Source organism: Verrucomicrobiia bacterium, from assembly GCA_035946615.1.
In the GTDB taxonomy this organism is placed as follows: Bacteria; Verrucomicrobiota; Verrucomicrobiia; order Limisphaerales; family UBA8199; genus DASYZB01.
In genome coordinates, this window is sequence record DASYZB010000038.1 from 1 (window position 1) to 25395 (window position 25395).

Sequence of the window (25395 nt, forward strand, 5' to 3'; positions counted from 1 at the left end):
ATAGCTTCAGCCGCCTGTTTGCCATCGTGCGCACGGGCCTGTGGCGCAAGTGGGATTTACTCAAGCTCTTAGCGCGCTATGGGACAGCCGAAGGCAGCTTCAGATATCTGGGGCGGCCAGAACAGGCGTTTTTCCCCGGCCTCATCTGAAACTGCGGCCCCGGCAATAGATGCAGCGGGCATGGTTTATTATTGCGTTTCCAACGCATTATGGGCTCTCAATGAGCGGGGGCAGGTGGTCTGGAGTTTGGTCTCTCCGGCAGCGCCGCCCCCCAGCGCCGACCTTGCGAACTCATCCCCTATCATAGGTCCCGACGGCACGATTTACGCCGCACTCGCCAGCACGCTTTACGCCGTTGCGTCTGGCACAAACGGGCCAGCGGGTTCGGCATGGCCCATGTATCGTCAAAATGCCCAGCACACGGGTAGCGTGCAACAGCCGGTCCTGAAGCAGCCGCAAAAGCGCAGCGACAACAATTTCCAATTCCAGATGCATCCGCAGCAGCTTGGGCTGACCTACACAATCGAGAGCTCGACGAACCTGGAAACCTGGACTTCCCTGACCAGCTTTGTGGCGACCAGCTTTCCGATGTCGTTCGTCGATCTTTCAGCGAGCAATTCGCCCATGAGGTTTTACAGGGCGTTCTCTGGGCCTTAACGAGCAGGCGCAACTGAATTTTTAGTGCAGGCCGACAACGCCTGGAACCGAAGGACAGCATCGATTGCCGGCGCGGTGGGGGGGGCGTGCTGCGCGGGTTCTTGCGCGGTTCCCCACACAGTCTTTGGTAGGGCCACCTCGCCGAGGCGGCCGGAGCACGGCGCGTTGGGCGAAAGCGCCTTACCCAACGGAGGGGCTGCGGAAAACCCGAAAGCCAATTTTGACGCGTGGCAGGGCCTTTCCTACCGTCATCGACCCGCTGGACGGTGGCGGCCTTTTGGCCACTGGGCTTTTTCAGCGTTTAACGGAAAGGTTTTGCTTGTGAATGTCACGGTGGCGGACACCTCGCCTCGCGCGGCGTGGTTGCGGGTGGACCGGCTTCTGGGGTGAGTGGGGCATTCGCCTGTCGAGCCCGCTGCGGGGATGCTCCCTCAGCCGCACCCGGCCCCTTTCTTTAGCTTTCCTCGGGCGCCTTGGTTGAGGTCCTAACCACGGTCTCTCGGGGTCCCAATCGGGCGCGCTTAAAGCCTCCTTGGCTTTCGAGTTGTTTTTCGGCAGCCAGGCTGAAACGGGTCCAGGGAATGGCTTCGAGACGGCTCGGCTCGATGGGTTTGCCTGAGAGTTCGCAAATAGCGTAACTGCCGTTGCGAATGCGATTCAAAGCCTCGTCAATCTCGTAGAGCGCGTCCTGCTGAGAGGAGAGCATTCCCAACGCGAGGTCCCGGTCGTAAGTATCGGTGCCCGCATCGGCCATGTGGGTGCTGAACCCCGGCTGTTCTTCGATGGCATCTTTGGAAAGGTCTGCCTGATGGCGCAGCAGATGCTCGCGCAATTCAACCAGGCGGTTATAATGGGAACGCCACTTGGGGCGAATACGCTCAGGGGAGCGGTCGGCTCCGACTACATCCTGCGTAGCCGCCCGAGGCTTCTGGGGCGGGCCTGCCTGCTTCCTTGTTTCCATGGTTTTAACCTTGCACATCGGAGCCGGAAATCAATGGGTCCAAACGCAATGGCCAGCCGTGCAGGCTGGCCATTGCTGGAACCAACTTTTTAAAGGCCGCTCATGCCTTGAGAGGAAGCATCGGCGGATCGACGAGGATGTTGTGCATGCTCGGCATCGGCGGCTGGAGTGTGCGGAAGGGTCCAAACTGCATTTTGGCGCAATCCTGGTAAAGCTGTTCCGGCGCGTAGGCGAATTTGCAGTTCAGAATATCGTCCGAACTAACGCCGGCGCCGCTATAGGCGGCTTCACGGCCCATAATAGCCGTCAGCGTGCTGTCGGTCACCTGCTTGGCTTCATTGAGTTCCGTATCGTTGAGAATCGCGTGGATCAGATCGATATGCTCTTGCACGTACGGATCAATCTCCTTCTCGCGGAAACGCCAGGCTTGTTCGCCGGTGGGTTTAATCATGTGGTGCGGATCGGCCGAGCCTTTGGTGCCGTGAACGGCTTCGCTGACGGAGGACCAATCGCGTTTAATCTGGCCGCAGTAACTGAACAGGTGCACGCCATTGGGGTATTCGTATTCGATGTCGAAGTTGTCCCAAATCTCGCCGGATTTGCCATCCAACTGCTGGCGTGATCCCTGGCCCCAGCAGCGCACCGGGTGGCCTTTCATAATCCAGTTGCACACATCCAGGTTATGGACATGCTGCTCGCAAATGTGATCGCCGCACAGCCAGATGTAGTGATACCAATTGCGGATTTGCCGCTCCAAATCGGTGTCACCGTGGTCGCCCCGATGCCAGATGGGGCCGCCGTTGACCCAATAGGCGCGCAGGGCCACCATATCGCCAATGGCTCCATCATGGATTCGCTTGATGGTTTCGATGTAACTGGCCTGGTGACGCCGTTGTGTCCCGGCGGCCACTTTGAGATTTTTCTGTTTGGCCATATCGGCGGTTTCATACATCAACCGGCAGGCCGTGCCATCGACGGCCACCGGTTTTTCCATGAATACGTTTTTGCCCGCTTCAATGCAGGCGCGGAACTGGACAGCGCGAAAACCGGGGGGAGTGGCCAGGATGGCGTAATTGACGCCGGGCTCGTCCAGGGCCTTGCGAAAGGCGTCGAACCCGCTGAAGCATTTGTCTTCCGGCACGCCGAAGTTTTCGTTGCCGCGCCTGGCTTGTTCGGGGAAGAGGTCGCCCACGGCCACAATCTTGCCGTCGATACCCGTCATTTTGACGGCTTCCATGAAGTTCTGGCCCGCCCCGCCGCCACGGCCACCGATGCCGATAATTACGGCCCGGATGGGCTGCTTGCTCTGGGCGCTCAGGACGGATGGGAAGTTAGCCACCGCAGCCGCCGAAGCCGCCGCGAGTGACGAGGTTTTGATGAAGTGCCGGCGAGAGACCGGCGTGCTGGTTGCGTTGTTTTGCATAATGACTCTCCGTTTGTTGTCTGGTTTGAATGATGGCCGGGAATTAGTCCTTTTCAGTGCCGCTGGTCCAATACTTCTGCATCTCCTCGGCCGTGGGCACTTGAAGAGGCCGGATGATGCGAAAGCCCACCCACTGGGCGTCGGAGAAGTACCAGATGCTCTTGGGGAGCTGGGGGTCGGTCATTTTCCAGGACCGATCGGAACCCCGGCGGGCCGCGCTGCGGCACATGACGGCCGGGTCATCCCACGAACCGCCTCGAACCGAGTGCGGATAAGGCTTGGTGGCCTTGTTCCAGGGCTCGACACAGAGGCTGGATTTGGCGCACTGAGCGTAGTAACCGGGGTCATATTGGTCGAGCACCCATTCAACCACATTCCCGTAAGTATCATAAAGCCCCCAGGGATTGGGCTTTTTCTTGCCGACCTTTTGGTATTTGAAATCGCTATTGTCCTCGAACCAGGCGTAATCGCTCAGTTTGGTGGGGTCGTTGCCAAAGAAATAGGCCGTGGTCGTTCCTGCGCGACAGGCATATTCCCATTCGGCCTCCGTGGGCAGGCGATAGAACTGGCCGGTCTTGGCGCTAAGCCATTGGCAATATTTATTCGCGGCGTGTTGGGTCATGCTAATGGCCGGGAAGCCGTCTTTGCCCATCCCGAAGCTCATCTCGACATACGGTTTGGACGGATGGGTGACCGCATCGGCCAATTTGTCCCCTGAGTTGTCGCCGGGATTGTCGGTGCGCATTCGCCGCTCTTCGTCCGGATACATGAACAATTCGTATTCATTCCACGTCACCTCGCATTGCTCCATCCAGAAGGGTGAAATCTTAACCTTGTGCTGCGGGCCTTCATCGGGCTTGCGCCCGGCCTCGTTGTCAGGGCTGCCCATGATAAACTCGCCTGCAGGGATGGGCTCCATAACAAACTTAACGCGGGTGCCTGGGATAGTGTTGGTGTAAGGCTTCATCTGGCTTTCGTTGGTCACGGTGTTGTTGGCCATGATGTGGCTGTAAATGTCCGGAATCGTAATGTTGTCGTTGTCCTCGAGGGTTGGAAGGGTGCCAAAGGGCCCGGGCACATAGGTTGAGCCGCTCGATTTATAGACCTGGTATTTGTTGGAGAATTTCCCGGTCGAAGGTTGCGAGAACAGGACAAATCCCTCCGGCAAACTCGCTGCAAAGGTGAATTGGTTATTGGTTGCGAGGAGGGTTTGGACAACAGAGGGAGCTTTCACGCCATCAAAATCACAGACTGCCGCCTTTTGGCCGTCACCAAAAATGATGAGCAATCTCTGGCTTGAGGGTCGGTCGAGTGTGATTACCCGCTGCACCGGCTCGCCCATATCGAAAGAGCCGCCCTGGCCAAACTGCAATTGACCCCCGCTTTCCTCGACGGGCCGGATCGACAAACTGTTTTTGCCAGGCTTGTAAAAGACGACTTCGCGCAAAGGCGAACCGCCGAAGTTCCCGACGGCATAATCGGAGCCTGCCGGCAGCCCCGAGACACTCGCGACGATGACCGGTTTGCCGCTGCTGAGGTCTTCAGTCCGGAATGTATCGCCTGAATCCCCGCTCAAAAGCAGACACAACAGTTCCGGTTGCCCGGCTTTCAAAGAGAACCGGTTGCCGTGGGCGGGCACGCCGGGCAAGGTTGCCTCGCTGATTTTGGGGAACTCCGCGCCGTCATTGCGCAGCAAGGTCGCCAAATTCGGGTCGGGTGAGTTGTAAATGCTGCCGACAAATAGATCCAGCAGGCCCTTGGGAGTGGCTCCTCCGGCATCCACAGCCACCACCGAGCTGGGTCCCAACCCTGCTGTAAACGACACCTTCAGCGGCCTGGAGGGAGCGGTTGGGCTGGCGGCTTCAAGCAAAACGAATTGATTGGCATCCGGGGCGGTCATGACCATTGCGTCGCGGTCTTTGGCGAAGAGATGCCCGATGCTCAGCCCCGTGATGCCTGTAACCGCGGTAGGCCGGCAATCCACCCACGAAAGCGTCCCCGGGGTGCTTTGGTACCCGAGCCGGTACTTGCCGCTTAATTTGTCGATAATCACCACATCCTGCCGGCCGTCCCCGTCAAAATCACCGCGTCCGAACAGTTCGTGCGAGTTTTCATAAACGAAAATGGGAGGCGGAACTGCCGCAAACGCGGGGGGCGGGTGAATCACCAATGAAACTGCCAAAGCCGCGAGGAACGAGTAAGCTTTCATTATTTGCTCTAAAGCGGGGGACAGTCTTGCCCGGCGTGAAGGGGAATGTCAAAAACAAAGATTCTGGCGGGGCTCGGTAGGGCGGGCGTCTGGCCGGCGGGTTGGGGTGGCGTCCCGCCACTGTCTCCACTCTGAAAGAGTGCCCCCCGTCTTTGGAGGAGAGGGAGTGAGCGCCTACCAACCACCGACCACCGCACACCGATAGCGCGCGTGCCAGGTTCCCTCTCCCCGTCTGCGGGGAGAGGGTTAGGGAGAGGGGCCTGTTCGCTGGTGACGCTTAAGACTTTCATTGTCGGGTCCAGCGAGTAGGGCCTCCTCTCCCCGCCCTCTCCTCCAAGGGAGGAGAGGGAGATCGCGTTTCGCGCAACAGTCGCCCAAACGCAATGACAGTGCGTCGCGCCATCCCTCCCTGAGAATGTCCAAACTCCAGGCGTCGGCGCTAGGGCCTTAGCCAACCTGCGGCGCCTCGGCCGCCATTATGCTTTACTGGCGGCCTGGAGGCCGACCCTTTGGGCCTCGACGGCGACCAGGCAAACATCATCCTCAAACTCAGGGGCTCCGGAGAAGCGCTGGACATCATCCAGCAGGGCGTCGAGCATCTGCTCGGTGGGACAACGCAGATGCGCGCGGACTGATTCGATGAGGCGTTGCTGCCCGTACTCTTCCTGGCGGAGGTTATCGACCTCGTAAAGGCCATCCGTATAGAGAAGCATCAGGTCCTTCTCCGCCAAGGCGCAGCAGCAGGTTGGATAAACTGCATTTTCAAATAAGCCCAATGCCGGGCCGTGCCGCGCATCGCAAACTTTGAGCAGTTCGACCGTTCCCATCCGACGCCGCACTCGAATCGGGCTGGGATGTCCCGCGCTGGCAAAGCGCAGTTCGCCGGCGGCCACGTCGGCCACCAGGTAAAACGCCGTGGCCAAAAACGGCTCGCGGGTGCGCCGCAAAATCGCGTGCAAACTGCGATTGATTTCGGTCAGGAATTTCCCCGCATCCGCCGCTACCGGCATCAACTCCTCGACCAACCCCCGCATGATGGCAGTCACCAGTGCTGCGCGCATCCCATGGCCCATCACGTCGCAAATGAAAACCCCGGCCGTCGAGCCAGTAATGGCAAAAACGTCAAAGAAATCGCCGCCGACAGCGGCAGCGGGCAAGTAGCGATGGGAGAAGCTGAGGGCGCTTTCTTGCGGGGAAACCCATTGCGGGAAGGTGGGGTATTGGTGAGGAAGAAATATCTCCTGGACCTCGCGCGCCATATTAAAGTCGGCTTCAAGCAGCGCGTTTTTCGTTCGCAATTCATCGGCGTAATGGCCGAGCTGCTCGGTCAAACGCTTGCGTTCGATGGCGTAGCGCATCGCGCGGGCCAGCAGTTGCCCATCGACTTGACCCTTCACCAAAAAATCCTGGGCGCCCTGGTGAACTGCCTCGACCGCCACGTTGGTATCGTTCAATCCGCTGAGCACGATGATCGGCAGACCAGGCGCCTGCGCATGTAACTGGGTGAAGGTCTCCAGTCCATGGCTGTCGGGCAGGGAAAGGTCTAATAGAACGATGCCAATGCCCCCTTTTGCGAGGCGTTTGAGCCCGGCATCGAGACGGTCCACCGCCTCGGACTCGAACAGGTCGCCGGCGGCATCGGCGAGCATCAATTGAATCAGCCTGGCGTCGCCGGGATTATCCTCGATTAACAACACCTTAACGTGCTCGAGCTGGGGCGAGGTTTCCTTGCACTCGGCGAAGGCGCGGCCCAGTTCCTGGTGGTTTATTACATTTAATTCAGTATGCATGCAGCGGCGGCACAGCCCCCTTTCTGACACCATATTCGCGCCTGGAGAAAGGCGCAAGCAAGGGGGTTGTTTATTCTTCTGGCTTGGGCAACGTGAAGTAGAAAGTAGCCCCATCCCCCACCTTGGATTCCACCCAGAGCTTGCCTCCATGCCTTTCTATGATCTTCTTGCAAATGGCCAAGCCCATACCCGTGCCGGCATATTCCTGACGCGTGTGCAGGCGCTGAAAGATGACAAAAACACGCTCAAAATATTTTGGATCGATGCCAATGCCATTGTCATGGACTGAGAAGAGCCATTCATTTTCGCGCTGCTCGACGTGGATATTGACCCGGGGCGGTTGCGGGCCATGGAACTTGATAGCATTGCCGAGCAGGTTCTGGAACACCTGGGTCAATTGAACGATGTCGGCGCGCACCTGGGGGAGAGGGCCGCTGGTGATTCTGGCGCCGGTCTCCTCGATGGCAACTTTCAGATTAGAGAGTGCCGCCCGAAGCACGTGCTCGCAATTGACCAGTTCAAAGGGCCGGCCACGCTGATCGACCCTGGAGTACGCCAGCAAATCGTGGATGAGCGCCTCCATCCGTTGCGCGCCATCGAGCGCGAAGCCGATGAATTCCAGCGACTGTTTGTCCAGCTTGCCCTGACAACGCTGCATCAGCAGTTGGAGATAGCTATTCACGGTGCGCAGTGGCTCGAATAGATCGTGCGATGCGACATAGGCAAACTGTTGCAGCTCGGTGTTGGAGCGTTCGAGATTGGCTCCGGTCTGGCGCAGTTTGGCCTCGGCGCGAAGGCGATCAAGGTCGGTGCGGTAAAGGAGTCTGGCGTGCCACCAAATCAAACCGGTAAAGATAATGATGCAGGTCACGGCAAAAATCGAGATGGCGGCTTCCTGCCGGTAGAATCCTTTCTGCTCGCCCATTAGCAGGAGGGCGCCCAAAAGCCAGGGGACCACAATAGCCATGGGCAATAAGCGCCGGACCATTGCGCCGCCGGTGGTCTGGCTGGTGATGAGGGGCATCAGTCCGCGCTCTGGACGGCCGGCCAGAAAGCCCACCGACAATAAGGCAAAGGCCAGGGCCGTATCGAGCGCCATCGGAATCGAACCGCCGACACGGTAGAGCCGCAGCACGCGGTAGCTGTAACCTATCAGGGCAAGCATCGAAATCAGCCCGACGCCCATCACCAGCCCTTGGGCAAACCGCAGCCCAGCCCGCCGTTTGGAATCCAGCAGCAGCAAGCCTGCGCCGAAAAAGAAAAAATTCAGAGCGGTATTGGGCGCCATTTCGCTCAAAGGGAATCCAGCCGATCGGTTCAACCTGCCGGAAAACAACACGTGATCGATGTGAAAGCCCAGGCCAAACAAATCATCGGCCAGTTTGAATGCCCCCACCAAAAGCACCAGCGCGGCAAGACTGCACCACAGGCCAGCCCTTCGGTTTGAGGTCGCAGAATCGCCCGCAACCAGGCGTTCCAAAGCAATTCCGGCCATGACAAATGTCAAAGCCGTCACCGGATTCATGACGACGCCAGTTGGAACCAGGCGAATCAAGGGCTCGATATTAAGAACCCATCCCACCAGCACCAAGCCGCCGATCAGAACCACTATTCCGCTCGTCACTTTCGTCACAAGCAAGAGTCGTTGGGTTATTAAATTTTCCGAAGCGCCCCTTTTCACCGCAAAACCTTTCACTCGTAATATACGCCAAATGTGGCAAAAAAGTGGCGAGAATCGGGGGTTATAAGTAATGCCTCAGTGACTACGGGGCTGCCGGCTGAAGCCGGCGTTCCGGACGCGCGGAACGCCGCCTTTAGGCGGCAGCGCCCGCCGTCACTAACCGATTACGGTTATAAGGTGCGCCGGAAGAGCGCTGTTGCGGCTCCCATCGCCAGGACCGTAAACCCTGCCAGGAAAGCCAGGTCCGGCAGAACTGGAATCAGGCCGGTGTTTTTTAGCACCAGTTCCTTAAAGCCATGCACGGCATAGGTGAAGGGGTCCACCACCGCGATGGCCTTCATCCAGGACGGGAATGCCTGGATGGGATAGACAGCGCCGCTTGGAAAGAAAAGGACAGTATTGAGAACGCCGAAGATGGCGCGAGGGACCAGGGGATCGCTCACACGGACCATCAAGAGGAACATCATGCTGATGAGCGCCAAAGCTGTGGCGATAACGAGCAGGAGCATCCGCGCCAGGCGCATAAGATTGAAGGGCTCGGGGATGCCGGCGATTAAGGAGCCGCAGGTGATGAGGACCAGGCCGGCGAGTATGGCTTTGATAGCCCCTGAAAGATTGAAGCCCAGGATGAGTTCGTATTTGCGGATTGGGGTCACAAGGTAGCCTTCGTGCAGGCCCCGGGCTTTGTCATCAATGTAAATGATGCCGCCCCCGATCATGGCTGAGACAAAGATCGCCAGCACTGTCGTGCCCGGCAATAAGTACTGGATGTAGGGAACATAGGGATAAATCTCAACCACCGAGAGGGTAGCAGCCGCCGTCATTTTGGGCGCCGGCCCCTTTTGGTTATAGGCGCCGAAAAGCTGGTTGAGAGTCCCTTCGAGGGCCGAGGCGGCGAATTGGTCGGTATTATCCTCCGCCAGAGCGATACGGGGATTGGCCCCAGCCAGGACCTTGCGCGAGAAATGAGGTGGAATTTCGAGCACGCCGTTAATGCGCCCTTGGCGAAGGTCTTGGAGGGCCTTGGCGCGGTCCGAGTAAGGTATGGTATCGAACGTGCGCGCATTGGCGGCAACGGCCTGGAACATCTCCTTGAGTTGAAGGGCAGGGACGCCATGGTCTTCATCCACAACCCCGACCTTGAGCTGCTTGACCTTGCCGCCAAAGGCATAGCCCAGCACAATCAATTGGGCCAGGGGCATAATCATCGAGACCAGGATGAGGGTGGGGCTGCGTCGGAAGCGGCGCAGGTCGCGTTCGATCATGGCCAGGATGCGGTTCATAGCCAGGCCGGCATTCCAGCATTCCCGGTTTGGCGCCTACTTGTTCTCATACATAAAAGCCGAGCTGTAAGCCAACGCGCTCTGGAGCGCATCGCGCAATTGATGGCCGGTATAATGGACAAAGACGTCGTCGAGGGTGGTGCTCTGAACGGAAAGGGAGGTGACGGTAAGGCCGGCATCTTTGGCCGCCTCCATTAAAGCAACGGTGGTGCGGGGTCCGTTATTTGAGGAGAGGCGGAACACATGGTCCTGGGCCTTCACCTCGGCGACCTCTGGAAGGGAGCCCAGGCGCTGCATCCAGCCGGGTGGCACGTCGGAGAAACTGACTTCGAGGATGTTCTTTCCCGGGACCGAGGCCTTGAGTTTGAGAGGAGAATCTAAAGCAACCAGTTTCCCGTGATCGACAATCGCAATGCGGTCGCAAAGTTTATCGGCTTCATCCATGTAATGGGTGGTCATGAGGATGGTCAGGTCCCGCTCGGTCTTGAGCCGGGCCAGCATCTCCCAGACGGCCACGCGCGAGACAGGGTCCAGCCCGGTGGTGGGCTCATCCAGGAAAAAGATTTTGGGCTCATGAACCAGGCCGCGGGCGATTTCGAGCCGGCGCCTCATGCCGCCGGAGAACATCTTGACCGGTTTATCAGCCCATTGTTCGAGGTCCACCGCCTTGAGCAGGTCTTGAACCTGGCGGCGGCGGCGTTCACGGGGGAGGCCATACAGTTTGGCAAAAATCGTCATATTCTCCTCGGCGCTCAGGTCCAGGTCGGAGGTCATCGCCTGCGGGATGACGCCGATGCACTGGCGCACCTCGTTGGGATGGCGCACGATGTCGAAACCCAGAATGCGCGCCGTTCCGTCCGAAGGCGGCACCAGAGTGGTCAGCATCCGGATGAGAGTGGATTTACCCGCGCCATTGGGTCCGAGCAGGCCAAAGACCTCGCCATGATTGACGGCAAAGCTCAGGGCATCGACGGCGACAAAATCACCGAAGCGTTTCGTCAGATGCTCGACTTCAACGTCCGCCATGGGTAATTGTCTCCGGCAACAGGACGTAAGCGGTCATGCCCAGGGCCAGACTGCGGTCGGAATTATCGCAGCGGAGCCGAATCTGAAAGGTCTTGATGTCGCGCTTGGTTCGGCTGACATCGCGCTGGGTGGCATAATCGGCATCGATCGCGCGATAAAACACCGTCCCGGTCTTCAGCTCCCCGGAGGGCAGCCGGACCTGAAATTTATCACCCAGATGAATGCGAGCGATATAGGTCTCCTCGACATCGGCGCGGACCCAGAAATCATTCGGATCGACCAGTGTGACGATTGCCTGGCCGGGCATCACAATCTCCCCTTCGAGGGCTGCGCGTACATTAACAATCCCCTCGATAGGCGCCCGTATCTCCGTGTAGCCCAGGCGCACGTCAGCCTTTTGCCTTTGGGCCCCAGCGGCGTCCAACTGGTGAACACTGGCCTGAACGGCCGCCCGCCGCGCGGCCACCTGATCGGCGCTGGCTCGCGCGACGCCCACCGCTGCTTCAGCCGCCAGGGCCTGCTTTTTATAGGTCTCCACCCTTGCTTTGACGGCGTCGTAGGCCGTGCGCATCTGGTCATAATTCTGGATCGATTCGACCTGTTTCTTGTACAAATCGGACTCCCGCTCAAAATTCAGCCGCGCGATTTCCAGGTCGGCTTGGGCCTGTTTAACCTGGGCCTGGCTGGCCTCGAAGGTGGCTTGGGCCTGCCAGATTTGATTGCTGGTTTGGGCCTCGGCGAGACGCAAATCCGCCTGGGCCTGAACGACCTGGGCGGCAGATTGCTTTTGGCTATCGCCGTAAAAGGCTGCATCTGCCTTCCATTCCTGCGGTTGGATAAGCCCCAGCAACTGGTTGGTTCGAACCGGATCGCCCTGGTTGACCAGCAGTCGTTCGAGCGGCCCTTGGACGTCCGAACTGACGATGACCTCATCAGTGGTGACGATGCCGGTCAGAATCATTTCGCGCGCGGGCCGGAAAAAAACCCAGCCCAGGCAAATGGCGATTAGGGCGACCAGAGCGATTATCCATGCCAGCTTCTTCTTCATGCAACAGGGCTGTGGGGGGCCAGTTCAGCCGGGCCGTCCGGCGCAACTAGGAGACTATGCCGGATAAAATCCAGCACGGCTACCTTGCGCTGCCTGAGATTCTGCTTGCTGCAGGCATCCGAGTGGCCCAGCAACTCAAGAACGGGCGCCGCAGAAGGAAACACAAAAGGTTGCTTGCGTCAATCTCCTCCATGCTCGTCAATCCTCGTCCTGGTCTGTAGAAGCGGCCGCCAGGAGGCTCTGATCTCAGCCCTGAGTTTCACAGGGGCAAGCCAGCGGCCTGACCAACCAGAGGAAAGATCAGAGCCTCCTGGCGTTGGCTGCTACGCAAAAAAGGCGCCGGACTTCCGGCGGCTCTCCCACAGGTTAGTTAGTTTGGTACGGAGGCTGAAGCCAGGAGGCTTAAGGAATCCTCATAGGGCTGCTGGCGCCATTGGCGACGGCATTGGTTGTAACATCAGAGGCTGTGATGGTCCAAGTGCCCGAGCTGCCGAAATAGGTCTGGGCAGAGACGGTGAGGGCGCCATTGACCAGTGCGGCGTCTGCTGGCAGGGAAGCAAAGGGGTCAGTGCTGGTGAAATGGACCGTGTCTTTGCAGGTCTTCACGATGTTCCACCGGGCATCGCAAGCGTTCACCGTTATATCGAATAGCATGTACGCAATCTGGGCAACGGGTGCGCCAATCTTGCCCGTAACAGTGCCCGGGGCATTGGTCTCACCTGGCAGCAAGACTTGCAACTGTGTGGCCACGGGCTTCATCAGGCGGAAGTAACCGATTGAACCTGGAGGCAGGAAAGCATCGGGGAGCAGGAGGCTCTTGGATTGACCTTTTTGAACTGCGTTGGTTATCAGGCTGATGTTGCTCCAGGGACCAAGAACGGTTGGAGCTGTTTGCAAGAGGAAGTTCACATCAGGCAAAGTCCAACCGACATTCCAGTGAGTGTTGCTGCCGACTACTGAAACATCGTTCGGCTCAGCGGCCCGCACTGCCCAGGTTGCTGTGTCCAGGCCCAAACCGGAGAAGTGGTCGTCGATGGGAGCGATAGTGCCCGAGGGGCCGGTAATCTTGGCTTCGGTAATGACGACGCCTTGTCCCGGGTTGCTGGTGGAGTTGGGGGTGGCGCCAAAATAGGCAACGGTCGAGCCTTGTGGGAAGGCGGTTTGGACGGCAACGGCATCCGGGAAAGAGAAATTGGTGCTCAACCCGCTGGGGGAGGTGAGCGTCACAGAGATGTCATTTACAAACGAAATGGTCCAGGTGCCATTAGGTCCGGCGGGTTCGTCGAGGGTAGCCAGGGGGTTGTAGGCGGCATTCCAAAACATGGCATTGTCTCCGGGGTCATTGGTCTTCCACAGGAAACTGGCCGTCCCGGCTCCCGACGCGAGATTTTGGATTTGCAGGAAGATGCAATTGGGCTCGCCCCAATCGGGAGCGTTTTCTGTTCCTGGCATGCCGCCCTGTCCGTTGGAAGCCAGGTAGATTTGGGTTTGAAAGTAGGGATGGTTGGTATCGGGATAATTGGTGACGGTGATGGAATAGGTCACTGGGGTGGTGCCGGCGCCAATCCAGGAGTAGTTCCCGCTTACGGTCGCGACGCTTTGGCGGTCCCACTCGCCGTCGGTTGAAGCGGTTTGGATATTCAAGCCAGCGGTGGCCGTGAGGGGCGCGAGGGTCAGGGTCGGCGGTGGCACGGCTGCGGCTCTGGCAATTAACTGAACATTATCAATCCAAAACTCGGCGTGGCTTGGAGGAGCCGGGTTGGCCCACCTGTAAAGGCAGACCCCAGCGATGCTGCCCAGGTTCGGCAGGGTCGAATCGATGGGGATGACCAGGTGCTGCCAGCCGGGGGTCGTCGGTATGGGGATGTTGTTGGTTAAACCGACAATGCCGTATCCAGGGGTCATCAGGCCAATGGTAGGCCAGGTCGTCATGCCGGTGACGTTTGTCCAATAAATATCCATCAGCAGATAGGCATATTGGGTGGCGTCAATGACCTGGATGGAAGGATTGCCCAACCATGTCCCACTGCCGTTGGGCAGGACCGCCCCAAAATTGACGTCATCGCCGAAGGTGCCATCCCAATCGCAGACGCAGTAAACCGAGCCGGGGATGCTGGACTGGGACTGCATGGTAGAATCAAAGCTCGACGCGCACGTTGCATGATAATTGCCGTCGGAAGTTTTGGTGATCCAGTACGTACCCCAATTGCCTATGGTTGTTGCGGTAGGGTCACCGTTGGTTTGAATGCCCAAAGGCTGGACTTGAATGTCTTGGGCTGCCCTCAAGAGACTGGGCAAGCAGGCAAAGAGGAGGCTGGCCAAAGAGGCGGTGAGCCAAGTGGGCGGATTGAATTTGTTTTTCATAAACATTGACGCAGGGGTTTTATCAATTCATTTGGCCGGTCCGGGACAGCAGGCCTAACTGGTTCACGTCTTGCCGTTCATGGCCGATGCATTCACCAAAGAGCGAGATCTCGCGATCGGTTTCACTGGGCAGAATGTTTAACCGGGAGAAGAGCTTTTGGCATGTCATGAAAACGGGTGACGGCGGTTTTGCCCTTGCAATACCAAAAAATGGAGACTTGGGCGCCTCAATGAGAGGGGAGGGCCGATCAGCGCGCACTCCGAGACCGACAAGTCAAGGAGCAGCAGAATTGCTTAAATTGTTCCATTCCGGCCAGGACCTGCCATCATGTCATGCGTGAGCGCCTGTTTTGAGAATCCGGTCCATTGTCGAGCCGCGGAAAACCAAAATCAGAGCCTCCTCACGTTGGCTCCTACACTGACAAGGGGCGCGGTGAGACAGTTCATCGCAGTGCAAGGGTTGGTTTACAGCATTGCCTTGCTGAGTGTCGGGTGTGTGATTGGCTCTGCAGGCGGGGCAACTACCCGATGGTCCTGGCAGGAAGCGGAGTCCAACGTGCTGCCGACGGGTGATTTGGAATGGGCGCCAAAGCCGTTTGAATTCAAGGCGGGTGAATCGAAGCGTTACATCGACTTCGACTCAGGCAACGACTCGAACGACGGCCTATCGAAGCAGACTCCTTGGAGACATCACCCCTGGGATGCGAATGCCGCCGGAGAGGCGAAGGCCAGCAAAGGCCCGCACACGTATGTTTTCAAACAAGGCGTGGTGTATCGCGGGGCATTGGAGGCGAAGGAGTCTGGCGCCGCGGCGTCGCCCATTATTCTGACCCGAGATCCCTCGTGGGGCACGGGGCCGGCTGTCATTTGCGGCTCGGAGGTTGTGAAGGGCTGGAAGCAGGGGGCAGACAATGGACTGATGCCGGAGCCGGAGAAGGTCTGGTACGTGGACCTGGATTGGGCGCCGCGCAACGTCTGGATGGCGGGTAAGGAGGGCGCGGTGACGCGCATTGCGCTGGCCCGGACACCCAACTGGAACATCACTGATCCGGACGATATCAAGAGCGAATGGTGGACATGGAAGAATCCGGACAAGCCGTTTGACAACTATACAACTATTGGCGGCCAGCAACGGCACTTGGCCTTCGACAAGGAAGACATCAACACCAATAAACCGCAGGATTATTACCAGGGCGCAATCGTTTGGACCACCAAGGGCTGGGTAATGGGCAATCCGTTCCCAGCCAGGGTGCTGGCGGTGGACCGCGATAAGGGGTCGCTTGCGTTCACCGGGCAATGGGGCGGGGGGCCCTCCTACAAGATCATCCGCGGTTGCCAGTTTTATCTGGAAGACAAACCGCAGTACCTGGACAGCCCCGGGGAGTTCTGGTTCGACAAGAAGGACAAGGGCGGCCGGCTTTATATCCGGTTGCCCGGAGACCAGGACCCGAACAAGGCCCAGGTCGAGGTGGCCCGGCGCGTTCATTTTATCGACAGCCGAGGGATGAGCCACATCCACGTTCGCGGGCTTACATTCCGCTTTGCCAATGTCTATTGGAACCTGCTTGCCGCGCCTTACTGGGTGTCACATGAGAGCCTTGATGCGCAACCCGGCTGCGTGCGGCTGTTGGGAAGCGGCACGGACATCGAGGTGAGCCACTGCACATTCGAGCACGCGCATAAAGGCGTCCGATTGAAAGCGATGGGCCCGCAGGACGCCATCGATAAAGTAGTAGTGGAAGATAATGTGTTCTCGGACGCGGACTCTGGTGGCGTGGAACTCGCCGATAGCACGACCTATGGAGACGTGGCCGGGCCAATGGGTCGGCTCTACGATGTCCGGGTGCTGCGCAACAAGTTTGATCACATCGGCATGCGGCCCGACCTCTTTGGCCAAGGTGTCGCGCTGGAGGTAGAATACGCCCAGACGGCGGAGGTGGCGGGCAACCTGTTTGAGTGGATTTGCGCGCAGGGCATCGACGCGCATGGCGCCAAAGCCAGCGGCGCCGCCACGGACCGCCCTTTTGCGCGGATTCTCATTCACCATAACAAGGCCGTCGATACGCTGATGAACGTGGACGACTTTGGCGGGATTGAGACGTGGCAGGGGGGCCCGGCGTATGTTTATGACAATATCTCGGGCAATCCAGGCGGCTATCGCAGTTGGGACCACACGCTGAATCCTGATTCTGAGTGCCGCTTCGGCCATGCCTATTACCTGGATGGCGGGTTCAAGAATTACTATTTCAACAACATTGCCTGGGGGAAATCGAAGGGACCTTCAGGCAAGTTGGCCAACACGTCGGCCTTCCAGGAGATCATCAGTTATCAAAACACTTTCTTCAACAATACCCTGTACAATTTCGTGCGCGGCTCGCGCCGGCAGGCGCCCCAGGCCGGCCGGGTCAAGTTCCTGGGCAACATCTGGCAGAGCATGGGCCTGCGGGTCTTTCGTGATGCGGACCCGGCTCGCTCCGCCAAGGCCGGCAACGAGGCTGACGCCGGGCCGCGTCGAAACGCGTTTGCCATCGACACCGACGCCTACGCGCGCAACGTTTTCTACGATGTAGGGGAGGGTTTTGGCGTGTTTGAGCCTTCGGGACGCTGGCGCCAGACGCTCGATGCGTTCCGCGACGCCCTCGAGAGCTATCGACCGCTGGCCGGTGACGTAGGCGTAATGGCGCCACAATCCCCTCTGCGCGATGCGGCCACCCACGATTTCCGGCCCTCTGCCGGCTCGGTGGCGCGGGGAAAGGGAGCGAAGGTCTTCGTGCCGTGGAGCCTTTATGAGACGGTCGCCGAATGGAATTTCTATCCCATTCCCGGTGAACCGGCGCGCATCCTGGACGAGCACTGGTGCATGTCCCCGTATTACACTGGGCGGGATGATTACTACAAGATGCCCACCTATCCGCTGCAGGGGATCAATATCACCCTGAAGGACTACCAGAATGGTCCGCTGGAGAACTGGACAACGGGCGCCCTGGGTTTCAATGGGAACAACCAATACGCCGTTTTGAAGAATGAGGACATCTGCCGCAGTGTCATTCTCGAGGCCCATGGACGCAATGAAAACCTCAAGCGCACCGTTAGCGGCGCAGAACTCAGCAACCCGCAGATTCACACCTCAAACTTCCTTATCGAGGTTTTCTTCAAAACGGCCCCGGGACAGACCGACGCGGTGCTGGTCCAAAAGATGGATGCCACGGGGTGGGCCCTCGAGGTCAACGAGGCGGGAGGAGTGACCTTGTTGGCAAAGTCGGGCGGCTCCACTGCGAGCCTGGCCAGCCACACGGCTATCAATAACGGGCAGTGGCATCACGTCCTTGCAGAAGCCGACCGCAACGCGGGAAAATTTGTTCTCTACATTGATGGCAAACGGGACGCTGCCGGTCCCGGGCTTAGGGCCGACGCTTCCTTGGCCAACGACGCCGATCTGTATGTAGGTGGGACGCCAAAGGGTCATTACCTCAATGGCGTCATCGATTTTATGCGGATTGCGCGCGGCACGCTGGCCGACTCGAAGACCACAATCGAGGAGCTTTACGCGTGGGAGTTCAAGGGACCGTTCTTAGAGGACTTCACAGGGCTTCCACGTGGCGCCGATGGTGGGTATGCAGGCGCCATCGACGGGGAATAGGATGATCTACTGGGAGGACCGTGGGATGGACTACACACAGAGGGACCCCTCTCCCCGGCCCTCTCCCCTTCGAAGGGGAGAGGGAGAAGCATCGGCAGATTAGAGATGCAGTTCATGTTGGGGACTCCTCAGTAAATTACTTCAACGGACTACTCTGACGCTTGCTTTCGGGTCGATGGGGTAAACCCGTGCGTAATCGAAGAACGTCTTAGGCCTTCCGCCCCATCGCGCCGCCGAGCATGAGGTTGCGCCACAAGGGCGGAGATTTGGGAGTTCCATGGGGCAGATAACGACAGCTCTGAGTGTTGGAGGGGAAGCCGATGTCAAGATTCTATGCTCCCGGCTTTGCTATCAATGCGTGGAGGATGGGTTGGACCCACTGGTCTGCCTTCATGTCCCACAGGATGAAATCGCTGTCGAATTGCCAATAAGCCCAACTCCAGCCGGAGCTTTCGGCGGAACGCGCGACAAAAGCGATGTAGCGCGTTCGTGATTCCATCGGGGCCTTGTCGTATGCGCCGAACTCGCCAAGGAAAATCGGGCGATGATGTTGCTTGGCCCAAGCGGTCACATTGGCAAAGTCCTCGAGGACCGCAATGCGGTCCTCGTCGCTGCCCCAAGAGACGCCGGACGTATCTTTCTGTCCGGCCCAAGCGGCGCCCTGATGAGTAAAGCGCATCGGTTTATAGTAATGAACCGTCACGATGAGGTGTTGGTCATCGGCCGGTAGTTCCAATTCCTTGAGGTGATCGACGGAATTCCAGAAAGCGGGGCCAACCACAACCGAGCGAGTTGGGTTGGTTTGGCGGATAACGGCCAGGGCCTCGAGAAGGTACTGATTCCAAAGGGCGGGTGTGAGTTTTTTGTTGGGCTCGTTTAAAATCTCAAAGAGCACAGAGTTGGGCGCAGACTGGCAATGCGCCGAGAGCTGCTTCCAAAAAGCCAGGAATTGCGCCTTGTGCCCGTCGGGGTCCTGGCCCATGGGGTTGTATTCGTGACAATCCAGGATGACCTGCAAGCCCTGGGCAGTGGCACTGGCAACCACCCAATCGAGGGTCTGAAACCACTGAGCCCGCAGGGCCAAATCCGGCGCCGCGCCCATGTGGCGGAAGGGTTGGAGGTTGACGCGTACGGATTGGAAACCCGCTTCTTTGATGAAGCGGAAGTGTTTCTCCTGGAATCGCGCCTGGTCCGGTGAATGCCAGAGCGGATCATATCCGAGGATATTGACCCCACGCCCGAGGCGGCGGTTCTGCTTGAAGGCATCGAGTGGCTGAGGTTGAGCACTGACATGGAGACAAAACCAAGCCCCCAGCAGCAGCAGCATTGCTCTCATGAAGCGTCGGACGATGCAGCCGGGTAATGTATTCACAAAGTGCTGTTGAATGGAAAAGGTATTTACCGGGAGAACCGCGGGATGGACTACACAAGAGGGACCCCTCTCCCCGCCGCTCTCCCCTTCAGAAGGGGAGAGGGAGAAGCATGTTGGAGAGCGTAGTTCATGTTAGGGACTGCTCAATATCATCACCGCGAGGGCTGTTATCGGATTGGAGCGGGACATGGTGTGATTCAGCAGATCATGGCGCCGGCGGAGACCTTCCGTTCGGTGTGGGCCAAGGTGGCGAGAGCGCCGGCCCAGGCGATGTCGCAATGGCTTGCGGGGTTGTAGGAGTTGTTGGTTTCGGAAAAAATCCAGCGAGTGCCGTTGTAGGCTTTGCGGAGGGCGAAGAAATCGGCGGCGATGTCTTGCTGGTTTCTGGGGAAACGTTTTTCGACGCTGGAGAGCTGGTTCATGAGGCTGAAGCCGAGGTCCTGTTTTTTGGCGGCGAAATTGACCTTGGTGAAGCGGGAGCTGTAATCGGCGGCGGCCTGCCAGCAGATTTGGCGACCAAGTCCGGATTCATCACCGGCGGCTTGGAGGTTGGGGAGGTCATCGAGGAATGCGTAAAGGACAGTCGCGATGAACTGCCAATCCTCGGTGCGGCAGGTGAAGAGGGCGCGTAGCCAGAGAGCGGCGTCTTTGAATTCGTCGATGTAGATGGCGGCGAGGTCTCCGCGTCCGGAGGCAGCGACATCGAAGCCCAAGCGGTATTTGGGCATGGAGGAGGAGGAGGATTGGCGCGGCGAGTTGGGGTGGAAGAGGTTGGGAAATGAAGCGACAATGAAGCCGTAGATATTGCGCTGGCGCGCCTCGTCGGCGCTGGGGTTGAACTGGCCGAATTGTTTGAGGACATCCTCGGCTTCGAAATGGAGGCGCTGGATGTTGTAATCAAAGCGGCAGCGTTCGATGACGGACCAATCGACGATATGGGCGGTGGCAGCGCCGAGGGGATTGCACATGTAGGACTGCTGAAAGATTTCATCGGAGCCGGCGCGGGCGCGACAATCGGCGAGGAACTGGGCTGGGGTGAGGTTGGCATCGCGGGTACGGTTGATGACATCGAGGAGGCCCTGTTCGACGGCATCGGGCATGGTGACGCGGAAGTAGAGGTTCCAGGGGCTTTGGATTTTTGAATTTTGGTTTTCGAATTTTGAATGAGCAGCGGGCGAGCCGGCAGGACTTTCGATTGAGGCTGGGAGAGGAGAGGGAAGGGAGGCGTGGAGGCCGCTGGGAGGGGCCGGTGGGAGGGCTGTGCCAGGGGCGGGGATGCAGCAGGCGCGGGCTTGTTGGGCGAACTGGTAGAAGAGGGTATCCTGGCCGTCGTGGGAGGACCAAACGGCGAGGTCGCAATTCCAGGTGACGCGGCTCTGGGCGGTTTCCCAGAGTTGCTGGGCATTGGGATGTTTGGCGAACTCATCGAGGCCGACATCGCCGCCATGGACAGCCATGGCGTAAGGGTTGGAGGAGAAGGCGACGATGCGGGAGCCGTTCTGGAATTTGATGTAACCGATTTTAATTTCTTCGGTGAGAGAGGTGCGCTGGCCATCGTGGTCGAGCAAAGGGACTTTGAGGACGTCCTCGCCATGATTGAGGACGGCGCGAGTATAGCCGAGGAGGTCGGCGAATTGGTAAACCTGGTTCATGTATTCGAGGGCGCTAGGCCAATCCTTGGTGGCAAAGAGGTAATCGCGGTTTTTAAAACGGAGTCGTTTGCGGACGTTTTTAAAGCCGTCGGCGAAGGTCCAGCCGATGCGGACGGATTTTTCGGCGAGAGCGAAGACTTGTTTTTTTGCGGAGTGGAAAGGTTCTTCGGCCTCGATCCAGGAGATCTGGTAAGGGGTGAAGTAGCGAGAGAGGAGAGAGGAGGAATCGATTTTGACAAACGGTAGAATAGCGCTCATAAAGAATTAGAATTGAGGTTTAAAGACAGGATTTGGAATTGAGACGGTGTATGGGGTTCGGGTTCATGGTGGTTGCTGAGGTTGAAGGGGCGCGCCGGGGACGAATGGGGTGGTGGTTGGAGAAGGCGGGTCAGAGGGGGCGGGCACGATATTTTTGGCAAGGGTGGGATCGGTAGCGATGGCGTCAGGCGAGGAGGACGCAGGAGCCACGACGGCGCCGGCAGGCGCGACGACGGGGGAAGCAGGCGGAACGACGGAGGGCTCGGACGCGAGGAGGGTGGGCTGAGGCGCGACGACGGGGGGCGCGGGCGCGACGACGGGGGACGCGGGCACGACAACGGGGGGCGCGGGCGCCAAGACGGGGTGCGCGGGCGCCAAGACGGGGGAGGCAGGCGCGGGGCCGGGCGACAGAGGGGATGCGGGAGTGGCCGGAGGTTTTGGATGGCGTGGGCGGCGGAAGACGCGGTCCATGCGAGCGGTAAGTATCTCGAGTTCGTTGTCGGAAAGGTCCTCGTCGGGGTTGCGGTTTTTGAGTTGTGCCTGGATTGTTTGGGCGACGGCATCGCGGTAGAGCTGGAGTTGGAGGATGGAGCGGCTGACGCGGGACAAGGCACTGGCGATGCGGACCTGTTTCTGGACGCGGGTTTGTGGGTCGTCGGAATCGGGCTGGAAGGATTGGCGGAGGAGTTCGCAGAGGGTGGTGGTGATGAGCTGAAGGCCGGCTTCGGGGAGTTTGACGGGGTCGGCGCCGGTGAGGATGTCGGTGAAGGCTTCCTGACGGAGAGTCAATTCCTGGCGCCAGAGTTGGTTATTGCGCCAATCGATGTGGCCGCCTTTTTTCCATTCGGAGATATTATTAGGTGTGAGTTCCTTGGCCGGGTCGCCGAGAGTGTCCTTAATCTGGTCACAGGTAAGGCCATCTTCGATGAGTTGGTCGAGGTGATCGCGAATGGGTTTGGGGAGGCGAGCGACTTTGCCGATGCGGGTGTGGCCTGAGGGGGACTTGAGAGTGGGAGCTGGAGAGGCGCCGGGGTTTTGCGGGAGGTCGATGATTTGGGTGTTGGTATCATTCATAAGCCGTAATAGGCCGTAATTAGCCGTAATTAGCCGTAATGGGTAAGGGGCGAGACGGGTCAAAGGCGGACGACGAAAGGGGAGCGGCCCGGTTAGATGAGCCGGGGCGGTACGCAGGCCATAGGTTAAGGAACACGGGTCCTCTTTCTGATATTGTTGCCGGCGGCGAACCAGAGCCGCTGGCGGCGCGCCGGACGCGAACCGGGGCGTGGGGTATTTCAGAGCATAATTCAGGCCATGATTGGGTTAAGGGATGCTTAAAGTCAAAAAAGGGGGGAAGAGGGATGTTGGCGCGGGGAGACGTCCAGCAAGTAGATTCCGTGTAATCGGTTAGTGACGGCGGGCGCTGCCGCCTAAAGGCGGCGTTCCGCGCGTCCGGAACGCCGGCTTCAGCCGGCCGCCCCGTAGTCACTGAGGCGTTACGATTCCGTAGTGAAATCGCTTGCCAAAGTTCTGTCAGGTCATTTTTTCGGCTTGCGTGTTTATTGCCAATTGAGTAAAAAAGGGACGCAGGAAGAAAGGGAATCTGGCAGCTTAACCACGATTCTCGATTTATGCGCGTAAGAAAGTTCGGTGACATTTTTAACGAGGTGGCTGTACGGCAGATGTGCATGACCTGGATAGAGCCACCCGGCAAAGAGTTTACCCCACGAGATTGCTGGTTGCTGGAGTATTACTGCGATCCGCCGGATTGCGATTGTCCCATCGTGGTGCTGGAGGCCTGTTCCTGCGAAGAGCCGAAGCTGCTGGCCACCATTATGTTTGGTTGGGAAAGCTTCGAGTTTTACCAGGACACATGCGCGGCCGACGATGACACCTTGCACGCATTGCGGCAGGGCACGCTGGACCCGAGCGGTCCGACCGACGAAATGGCCGGCATCGTGCTCGAGGTGGTGCAAAAAGAATTTCTTTCGAACCCTAAAGTGGTTGCGCGTTTCAAAAGGCATCACGAGATGCACCTGCGCGAAATGCGGAAGAGGTCGCGCCTTTCGGCCAAAGACGCCGGGTCTGCCAGAGTTGGAGGGGTTACTGATTCGAAAAGAAACCGGCGCTCCCTTCTGAGGCTGTCGCCGGGCCGAGTACGCAAACCCCGGTGGCGGTTTGATGGAATATGAGGGCTGAAGAGTATGGCTTTTGAGAGGGAACCGGTGGAGGAAACGACGATTCGCGGGATACTCGACCGGATCGCGCGACCCGATTCATCCGGAGCCATGAACCCGCTCCGACTGGAGATTGTTCAACGCAAACGGGTTGCCCTTGGCTTTGCTGAGGAAGCGTGAAGTTCTGTGGCGCAGTATCCGCGCAAGAATTCTCCGTGGACCTTGCCCGAACTGGAGCAACTGGGCAAAGTCCCTGATTCGCGGTTGGCGCGCCGCACCGGCCGGACGATCCAGTCGGTTGTCGCCGAACGCCAAGGCCGCCGCATACGCCTGGCCACACCACCACGCCGGTGGAGCGCCAATGAAGTCAGACTCCTCGGCCGCTTGGCCGACCGCGAGTTGGCCCGCCGCTTTCGCCGTCCAAGGAACCAGGTGCGCGACCAACGGTTGCGACTGAAAATCGCGCCTTTCCGACCGCACACAGGGCGGGCCTGGAAACGGCCTGAGGACAGGCGGCTGGGCACTGCCAAGGACGCCGAAATTGCGCGCCGGCTCAAACGCACACTCGCTTCGGTGCGCGCCCGCCGGCAGGTGCTAAAAATCCGCGCTTTCCCGCGTTACCGCCCCTGGACCAGGCGCGAAATCGATTTGTTGGGCCGGCATTTCGACAGCGAGGTTGGCCGACGCGTGGGACGTTCAGGCGCTGCGGCTCGGAAGGAGCGGCTCAAGCGCGGCGTTGCTGCGTTCCGGCCAATGGCAAAGTACCGGTCGTGGACTCCCGCTGAAGACAAACTCATCGGCCGCCTGCCCGATCGGGACGCGGCTTTGCGGATGGGCCGAACGCTGAACGCCGTCCGGTTGCGCCGTCAGAAAACACTTCATCTGCCCCCTTGCGAGCCCCGCTCGGTCCACTGGACATCCGAAGAGGACAAACTGCTCTCGACGCATAGCGACAAGGAAGTTGCCGCCCTGATCGGATGCACCCTCAGCCGCGTGAAAAATCGCCGCCACCGTCTCAAAATCCCATCGCCAGGCGGCACGTAGCGCATAAATCCCCTTGCCAGACCAACCAAAACCATGAACCGGCTTCCCTTCACCATTTCAATCGAGGAACGCAATGTTGCCCGGCGAGACGTCCAGCAGGTAGATCCCAAGTTCTTCGAACGCAGCCAGAATTTTTTCGAGCATCGGCCAGCGGCCTTCGAATTGCTCGCGCTTCTCCGTCTCCCAATCCGCCCAGACCTCCGCCGGGAACTCGGGCCGCGCATCAAGATGGGCACCGGCGAAATCGAGCACGAAGGGGCGTTCGACAATGGTCATTTCCAGCGCGCGCAGGTCATCGTCCCGAGCGATCAACTGCGGCACATTGAACCCCAGCACCGCGGTCGTGGCGGTTTCTGTGAGCCGCTCATAGGCTTTCTTCTCCCGTTCGTAAGCCTCGCTCCAGCGCAGGACTTTGACCGCGACCTTTGCCGGTTGGGTCTTGTGTTTTCCAACCAGCACGATACCGTCTTTACCAGAACCGAGCGTCTCGCCAATCTCGATTTGGCATCGGGAAGCATAGAGGTTGGCGTTCGGTATCAGGATTTCATTCATGATCGCGGAACAGAATCACGGCGCGCATTCCGCCCAAGTAAAGATGCGGCTCATCCTCAGCGGGACAGTCATTCGCATCACGCACATGGGTTCGGACTTTGTGCTCATCGAGTCTCCCACCGACCTTCCGCCGTGCGAAGCTTGCATTGTGCTCAGGGTGGACGAGAGCGAAAGCGAGTGGAAGGTGAGGCTGCCGGAGGGTATTTCCAGAAACTCAAAGCGTGTCGCTCTCGCGGTGTGCGAACAGGCGTAGAGGGCCAG

General features: G+C 58.8%; 20 protein-coding genes. 7 read left to right on the forward strand and 13 right to left on the reverse strand.

What is annotated here, in order from left to right:
* Nucleotides 1-180 precede the first annotated feature (180 nt).
* Nucleotides 181-657, forward strand: a complete 477-nt coding sequence (locus VG146_06025; protein ID HEV2391905.1) for a hypothetical protein — start codon at nucleotides 181-183, stop codon at nucleotides 655-657.
* Between the two features lie 454 nt (nucleotides 658-1111).
* On the opposite strand, the gene VG146_06030 is transcribed toward VG146_06025, so the two are convergent.
* The 8 genes from VG146_06030 to VG146_06065 all read right to left on the reverse strand — a co-directional run bounded on the left by VG146_06030 (nucleotide 1112) and on the right by VG146_06065 (nucleotide 12078).
* Complete coding sequence (locus tag VG146_06030; protein ID HEV2391906.1) at nucleotides 1112-1618, reverse strand: TraR/DksA C4-type zinc finger protein; 507 nt, start codon at nucleotides 1616-1618, stop codon at nucleotides 1112-1114.
* Nucleotides 1619-1718: 100 nt separating this feature from the next.
* Nucleotides 1719-3041 (reverse strand): Gfo/Idh/MocA family oxidoreductase, encoded by a 1323-nt coding sequence (locus VG146_06035; GenBank protein ID HEV2391907.1) that lies wholly within the window; start codon nucleotides 3039-3041, stop codon nucleotides 1719-1721.
* A gap of 43 nt (nucleotides 3042-3084) precedes the next feature.
* Nucleotides 3085-5250 (reverse strand): formylglycine-generating enzyme family protein, encoded by a 2166-nt coding sequence (locus tag VG146_06040; protein ID HEV2391908.1) that lies wholly within the window; start codon nucleotides 5248-5250, stop codon nucleotides 3085-3087.
* A gap of 476 nt (nucleotides 5251-5726) precedes the next feature.
* A complete protein-coding gene (locus VG146_06045; protein HEV2391909.1) occupies nucleotides 5727-7040 on the reverse strand; it encodes a SpoIIE family protein phosphatase in 1314 nt (437 codons plus the stop codon).
* Nucleotides 7041-7110: 70 nt separating this feature from the next.
* On the reverse strand, nucleotides 7111-8673 hold the full coding sequence (locus VG146_06050) for an ATP-binding protein (protein ID HEV2391910.1): 1563 nt from the start codon (nucleotides 8671-8673) through the stop codon (nucleotides 7111-7113).
* Between the two features lie 218 nt (nucleotides 8674-8891).
* Entirely contained in the window at nucleotides 8892-10004 is a 1113-nt protein-coding gene (locus VG146_06055) for an ABC transporter permease (protein ID HEV2391911.1), read from the reverse strand.
* Between the two features lie 36 nt (nucleotides 10005-10040).
* Nucleotides 10041-11030: an ATP-binding cassette domain-containing protein gene (locus VG146_06060; GenBank protein ID HEV2391912.1), complete on the reverse strand. Its 990-nt coding sequence runs from the start codon at nucleotides 11028-11030 to the stop codon at nucleotides 10041-10043.
* Nucleotides 11017-12078 carry an efflux RND transporter periplasmic adaptor subunit gene (locus VG146_06065; GenBank protein ID HEV2391913.1) on the reverse strand — a complete coding sequence of 354 codons (1062 nt, stop codon included), beginning with the start codon at nucleotides 12076-12078 and terminating at the stop codon, nucleotides 11017-11019. Before VG146_06065 ends, VG146_06060 begins: the two co-directional genes overlap by 14 nt.
* 56 nt (nucleotides 12079-12134) lie before the next feature.
* On the opposite strand from VG146_06065, the gene VG146_06070 reads away from it, so the two are divergent.
* On the forward strand, nucleotides 12135-12299 hold the full coding sequence (locus VG146_06070) for a hypothetical protein (GenBank protein HEV2391914.1): 165 nt from the start codon (nucleotides 12135-12137) through the stop codon (nucleotides 12297-12299).
* A 181-nt stretch (nucleotides 12300-12480) separates the two neighbouring features.
* Here VG146_06070 and VG146_06075 read toward each other — a convergent pair whose 3' ends face one another.
* The gene (locus tag VG146_06075; protein ID HEV2391915.1) at nucleotides 12481-14442 is read right to left on the reverse strand and encodes a hypothetical protein; all 1962 of its coding nucleotides are present in this window, start codon (nucleotides 14440-14442) and stop codon (nucleotides 12481-12483) included.
* A gap of 433 nt (nucleotides 14443-14875) precedes the next feature.
* On the opposite strand from VG146_06075, the gene VG146_06080 reads away from it, so the two are divergent.
* Complete coding sequence (locus tag VG146_06080; protein ID HEV2391916.1) at nucleotides 14876-18082, forward strand: LamG domain-containing protein; 3207 nt, start codon at nucleotides 14876-14878, stop codon at nucleotides 18080-18082.
* 331 nt (nucleotides 18083-18413) lie between these two features.
* Here VG146_06080 and VG146_06085 read toward each other — a convergent pair whose 3' ends face one another.
* The 3 genes from VG146_06085 to VG146_06095 all read right to left on the reverse strand — a co-directional run bounded on the left by VG146_06085 (nucleotide 18414) and on the right by VG146_06095 (nucleotide 22438).
* Nucleotides 18414-19418, reverse strand: a complete 1005-nt coding sequence (locus tag VG146_06085; GenBank protein ID HEV2391917.1) for a glycoside hydrolase family 5 protein — start codon at nucleotides 19416-19418, stop codon at nucleotides 18414-18416.
* 233 nt (nucleotides 19419-19651) lie between these two features.
* Nucleotides 19652-21364 (reverse strand): hypothetical protein, encoded by a 1713-nt coding sequence (locus VG146_06090; GenBank protein HEV2391918.1) that lies wholly within the window; start codon nucleotides 21362-21364, stop codon nucleotides 19652-19654.
* A gap of 63 nt (nucleotides 21365-21427) precedes the next feature.
* The gene (locus VG146_06095) at nucleotides 21428-22438 is read right to left on the reverse strand and encodes a hypothetical protein (GenBank protein ID HEV2391919.1); all 1011 of its coding nucleotides are present in this window, start codon (nucleotides 22436-22438) and stop codon (nucleotides 21428-21430) included.
* Between the two features lie 554 nt (nucleotides 22439-22992).
* Between VG146_06095 and VG146_06100 the strand changes: the two genes are divergently transcribed.
* Genes VG146_06100 through VG146_06110 form a run of 3 tightly spaced genes read left to right on the forward strand, consistent with a single transcriptional unit; the run spans nucleotide 22993 to nucleotide 24582 of the window.
* Complete coding sequence (locus VG146_06100; protein ID HEV2391920.1) at nucleotides 22993-23553, forward strand: hypothetical protein; 561 nt, start codon at nucleotides 22993-22995, stop codon at nucleotides 23551-23553.
* 12 nt (nucleotides 23554-23565) lie between these two features.
* On the forward strand, nucleotides 23566-23718 hold the full coding sequence (locus tag VG146_06105) for a hypothetical protein (protein ID HEV2391921.1): 153 nt from the start codon (nucleotides 23566-23568) through the stop codon (nucleotides 23716-23718).
* Between the two features lie 6 nt (nucleotides 23719-23724).
* Nucleotides 23725-24582, forward strand: a complete 858-nt coding sequence (locus tag VG146_06110; protein ID HEV2391922.1) for a hypothetical protein — start codon at nucleotides 23725-23727, stop codon at nucleotides 24580-24582.
* Between the two features lie 57 nt (nucleotides 24583-24639).
* On the opposite strand, the gene VG146_06115 is transcribed toward VG146_06110, so the two are convergent.
* Complete coding sequence (locus tag VG146_06115) at nucleotides 24640-25134, reverse strand: hypothetical protein (GenBank protein HEV2391923.1); 495 nt, start codon at nucleotides 25132-25134, stop codon at nucleotides 24640-24642.
* Between VG146_06115 and VG146_06120 the strand changes: the two genes are divergently transcribed.
* The gene (locus VG146_06120; GenBank protein HEV2391924.1) at nucleotides 25133-25387 is read left to right on the forward strand and encodes a hypothetical protein; all 255 of its coding nucleotides are present in this window, start codon (nucleotides 25133-25135) and stop codon (nucleotides 25385-25387) included. The genes VG146_06115 and VG146_06120 overlap by 2 nt on opposite strands.
* Nucleotides 25388-25395: the final 8 nt, after the last annotated feature.

What these genes read in the sequence shown, in the direction of transcription:
- VG146_06090 (HEV2391918.1), bottom strand. Translation starts at nt 21,364, where the DNA reads ATGAGCGCTATTCTACCGTTTGTCAAAATCGATTCCTCCTCTCTCCTC.
- VG146_06075 (HEV2391915.1), bottom strand. Translation starts at nt 14,442, where the DNA reads ATGAAAAACAAATTCAATCCGCCCACTTGGCTCACCGCCTCTTTGGCC.
- VG146_06065 (HEV2391913.1), bottom strand. Translation starts at nt 12,078, where the DNA reads ATGAAGAAGAAGCTGGCATGGATAATCGCTCTGGTCGCCCTAATCGCC.
- VG146_06035 (HEV2391907.1), bottom strand. Translation starts at nt 3,041, where the DNA reads ATGCAAAACAACGCAACCAGCACGCCGGTCTCTCGCCGGCACTTCATC.
- VG146_06095 (HEV2391919.1), bottom strand. Translation starts at nt 22,438, where the DNA reads ATGAATGATACCAACACCCAAATCATCGACCTCCCGCAAAACCCCGGC.
- VG146_06120 (HEV2391924.1), top strand. Translation starts at nt 25,133, where the DNA reads ATGATCGCGGAACAGAATCACGGCGCGCATTCCGCCCAAGTAAAGATG.
- VG146_06055 (HEV2391911.1), bottom strand. Translation starts at nt 10,004, where the DNA reads ATGAACCGCATCCTGGCCATGATCGAACGCGACCTGCGCCGCTTCCGA.
- VG146_06060 (HEV2391912.1), bottom strand. Translation starts at nt 11,030, where the DNA reads ATGGCGGACGTTGAAGTCGAGCATCTGACGAAACGCTTCGGTGATTTT.
- VG146_06030 (HEV2391906.1), bottom strand. Translation starts at nt 1,618, where the DNA reads ATGGAAACAAGGAAGCAGGCAGGCCCGCCCCAGAAGCCTCGGGCGGCT.
- VG146_06045 (HEV2391909.1), bottom strand. Translation starts at nt 7,040, where the DNA reads ATGCATACTGAATTAAATGTAATAAACCACCAGGAACTGGGCCGCGCC.
- VG146_06025 (HEV2391905.1), top strand. Translation starts at nt 181, where the DNA reads ATGGTTTATTATTGCGTTTCCAACGCATTATGGGCTCTCAATGAGCGG.
- VG146_06085 (HEV2391917.1), bottom strand. Translation starts at nt 19,418, where the DNA reads ATGAGAGCAATGCTGCTGCTGCTGGGGGCTTGGTTTTGTCTCCATGTC.
- VG146_06105 (HEV2391921.1), top strand. Translation starts at nt 23,566, where the DNA reads ATGGCTTTTGAGAGGGAACCGGTGGAGGAAACGACGATTCGCGGGATA.
- VG146_06070 (HEV2391914.1), top strand. Translation starts at nt 12,135, where the DNA reads ATGCCGGATAAAATCCAGCACGGCTACCTTGCGCTGCCTGAGATTCTG.
- VG146_06100 (HEV2391920.1), top strand. Translation starts at nt 22,993, where the DNA reads ATGCGCGTAAGAAAGTTCGGTGACATTTTTAACGAGGTGGCTGTACGG.
- VG146_06040 (HEV2391908.1), bottom strand. Translation starts at nt 5,250, where the DNA reads ATGAAAGCTTACTCGTTCCTCGCGGCTTTGGCAGTTTCATTGGTGATT.
- VG146_06115 (HEV2391923.1), bottom strand. Translation starts at nt 25,134, where the DNA reads ATGAATGAAATCCTGATACCGAACGCCAACCTCTATGCTTCCCGATGC.